The organism is Helicobacter cetorum (assembly GCF_900198405.1).
Taxonomy (GTDB): domain Bacteria; phylum Campylobacterota; class Campylobacteria; order Campylobacterales; family Helicobacteraceae; genus Helicobacter; species Helicobacter cetorum_C.
The window spans coordinates 1-3802 of sequence record NZ_FZMR01000047.1 but is presented as its reverse complement, the minus strand read 5'-3'; the positions used below and the strand labels follow the sequence as shown (position 1 = coordinate 3802).

Here is a 3802-nt window from a genome sequence, read left to right as displayed (position 1 = left end):
AACAAAACGAACATCAAAAATAAAAAACTAGAAAAAATTAAACCAAAATTTTAAATAAACTGAAACCAAGAAAAGTAAGATAAAAACATTTCCCTATCCCTGCACCGACTTACATTCCCACTCTTGAAAAGAGCAGTATTATCAGCGATGAAGAGCTTGACTTCCAGGTTCGGAATGGTTAACTGGGTAGTTCCTCTTCTCTAAAGGCACAAGGAAAAGGGAGTTAAAGATAAAAACTCGTTTATCCTTAACTCCCTTTTCTAATCCTAGGGAGTTATGTTTTTAACAAAAGAAGATTGTTAATAGCCTAAAAGTTCTAATAAAAACTATCTAGCTTAAAATCTTATTAAAAATGGTTCTATAAAAATAAGAATGAGTTAGATTTTATCCTAACCTCACTTAAAACCAACTTTATAAAAAATAACTCTAAGTTGTTTTTTAATTTCAATTCAAAAGCTTTAAAAGTCTCTCGTAAAACTCAATCTCCCTTACACTCAGTAAGGCAGTGGTAACTTATTCATGCTTATTATCATTATCTTATAAAAAAGCAAAAAACAAGCCAAACGCTCTATTAGTAGTAGTCAGCTAAACATATTACTATGCTTACACATCTACCCTATCAAGCACATAGTCTTTGTGCGAGCTTCAGGGAAAGTTAATCTTGGAGTTGGCTTCCTGCTTAGATGCTTTCAGCAGTTATCACATCCGTGTGTAGCTACCCAGCGATGCTCTTGGCAGAACAACTGGTGCACCAGTGACACGTCCATCCCGGTCCTCTCGTACTAGGGACAGCTCTCCTCAACTTTCCTACGCCCACGGCAGATAGGGACCGAACTGTCTCACGACGTTCTGAACCCAGCTCGCGTACCGCTTTAAATGGCGAACAGCCATACCCTTGGGACCTGCTCCAGCCCCAGGATGCGATGAGCCGACATCGAGGTGCCAAACCTCCCCGTCGATGTGAGCTCTTGGGGGAGATCAGCCTGTTATCCCCGGGGTACCTTTTATCCTTTGAGCGATGGCCCTTCCACACAGAACCACCGGATCACTATGACCGACTTTCGTCTCTGCTTGACTTGTATGTCTCACAGTCAGGCTGGCTTGTGCCATTACACTCAACTTGCGATTTCCAACCGCAATGAGCCAACCTTTGCAAGCCTCCGTTACTTTTTAGGAGGCGACCGCCCCAGTCAAACTACCCACCAAGCATTGTCCTGCCTGTGGATAACACAGGCCAGTTAGCTAACAGAAACATCAAGGGTGGTATCTCAAGGATGGCTCCATAAGAGCCAAAGCCCTTACTTCAAAGCCTCCCACCTATCCTGCGCATGATATTCCCATTAGCAGTGCTAAGCTGTAGTAAAGGTCCACGGGGTCTTTCCGTCTTGCCGCGGGTAGGAGGAATTTTCACCTCCACTACAATTTCACTGAATCTCTGGTTGAGACAGCTCCCATCTCGTTACGCCATTCATGCAGGTCGGTATTTAACCGACAAGGAATTTCGCTACCTTAGGACCGTTATAGTTACGGCCGCCGTTTACTCGGGCTTCAATTCAACGCTTCATCTTGCGACTGACGCATCCTCTTAACCTTCGAGCACCGGGCAGGCGTCACACCTTATACTTCCTCTTACGAGTTGGCAAAGTGCTGTGTTTTTGGTAAACAGTCGGGAGGGACTCTTTGCTGAGACCACATTGCTGTGGCACACCTTATCGCGAACTTACGGTGCTAGTTTGCAGAGTTCCTTAACCAGAGTTCTTTCACGCGCCTTAGAATACTCATCTCATCTACCTGTGTCGGTTTGCGGTACGGACGACTATGGATATGCTTAGAGGCTTTTCTTGGCACGACGGTATCAGCGATTCTCTCTTTGTTCTAAAAGAACTCAAAGAGCCTATCAGGTTTCAAATACGGAGGTGGATTTGCCTTCCCTCTAATCTACGCCCTTCGACTAGCACTTCCATCAGCTAGCTCGCTTAACCCTATGCGTCCCCCCATCACGCTCCATAGTCGGTATGGGAATATTAACCCATTTGCCATCGCCTACCCCTTTCGGACTCGGCTTAGGACCCGACTAACCCTACGATGACGACCATCGCGTAGGAAACCTTAGATTTACGGCGGATACAATTCTCATATATCTTATCGTTACTCATTCCTGCATGCTCACTTCATAGCGCTCCAGCACTCCTTACCGGTATACCTTCAACGCAGCTATGAACGCTCTTCTACCACTGTGCATCAGCACAATCTACAAATTCGGTGTCTATCTTAGCCCCGTTATATTTTCAGCGCATGACCACTAGACCAGTGAGCTGTTACGCTTTCTTTAAAGGATGGCTGCTTCTAAGCCAACCTCCTGGTTGTTTGAGTAGCCACACATCTTTTTCCACTCAGAATAGAACTTAGGGACCTTATTTGGTAGTCTGGGTTGTTCCCCTTTTGACGATTGATTTTATCACCCACCGCCTGACTCCCAAGATACGATAAAAGGTATTCGAAGTTTGATAGGGTTTGGTACCGCGGCGAGCAGCCCTAGCCCAATCAGTGCTCTACCCCCTTTTATTATCACTTGAGGCTATACCTAAATATATTTCGAAGAGAACCAGCTATCACTAAGTTTGTTTGGCCTTTCACCCCTATCCACAGCTCATCCCAACCCGTTTCAATGGGTACGAGTTCAGTCCTCCACGCGCTATTACACGCGTTTCAACTTGGCCATGGATAGATCACTTAGCTTCGGGTCTGCAGCATCTGACTTAATCGCCCTATTAAGACTCGCTTTCGCTACGGCTTCGCATTCGCTTAACCTTGCCAGATACCACAACTCGCAGGATCATTATGCAAAAGGCAGTCCATCACCCTGATAAATCATAGGGCTCTGAATGATTGTAAGCAGATGGTTTCAGGTTCTATTTCACTCCGCTCACTGCGGTTCTTTTCACCTTTCCCTCACGGTACTTGTTCGCTATCGCTCAAAGAGTAGTATTTAGGGTTGGAGAGTGGTCTCCCCGGCTTCAACCAAGATTTCACGTGTCTCGGCCTACTCTGGATACTGCTACCTAAGAACACCTTGTCGCATACAAGGCTATCACTTTCTATGGCTTACCTTTCCAGGTAACTCTGCTAAAGTGTTCTAGTGGATATTGCAGTCCTCAACCCCGAATGCAAGCACTCGGTTTGCCCTCTTCCCCTTTCGCTCGCCACTACTTAGGGAATCTCGTTGATTTCTTTTCCTCTAGTTACTGAGATGTTTCACTTCACTAGGTTCGCTCTCTATATTAGAGTAACTAATATCTCTATTAGTTGGGTTGCCCCATTCGGACATCTACGCATCAATGCTCCTTGACAGCTCCGCATAGCTTATCGCAGTCTAGTACGTCCTTCATCGCCTCTCTTTGGCAAGGCATCCGCCATCTGCTCTTAAAAGCTTGTTTTAAATTCTAAAATATCCTTTAAAACCCGCCTTTTTATATAATGAATAACGACAATTGCATGAATATTCTTCAACGCTACCACTGCCTTACTGAATATAAGACAGAGTAATTGTAGTTTTACTTTACTTTTACATAGGCTATTAACAATGTTAAATCAAATAACTTCGTTTTTAGTGAAAACTTGCTAAAATGTTTCAATTTAAAAATAACTTTAAGCTTTAAACTCTCTAAGAAAATCAAAAATATTTAAATCTCTAATCTCTTTTAAGCTTGTTAGCTCTTGGTTTAACTTTTAAAGAACTTAAAAGCTCGTCGTTAAAAACGAAATGTAATTATAGACACGCAATGCTTAAAGTTTGCTTAAA

General features: G+C 43.7%; 2 rRNA genes. Both read right to left on the bottom strand.

Annotated elements, in window-relative coordinates:
• Positions 1-96 precede the first annotated feature (96 nt).
• Positions 97-214: ribosomal RNA gene (gene rrf / locus C6H25_RS08480) — 5S ribosomal RNA — on the bottom strand.
• Positions 215-550: 336 nt separating this feature from the next.
• Positions 551-3437: ribosomal RNA gene (locus C6H25_RS08475) — 23S ribosomal RNA — on the bottom strand.
• Positions 3438-3802 lie beyond the last annotated feature (365 nt).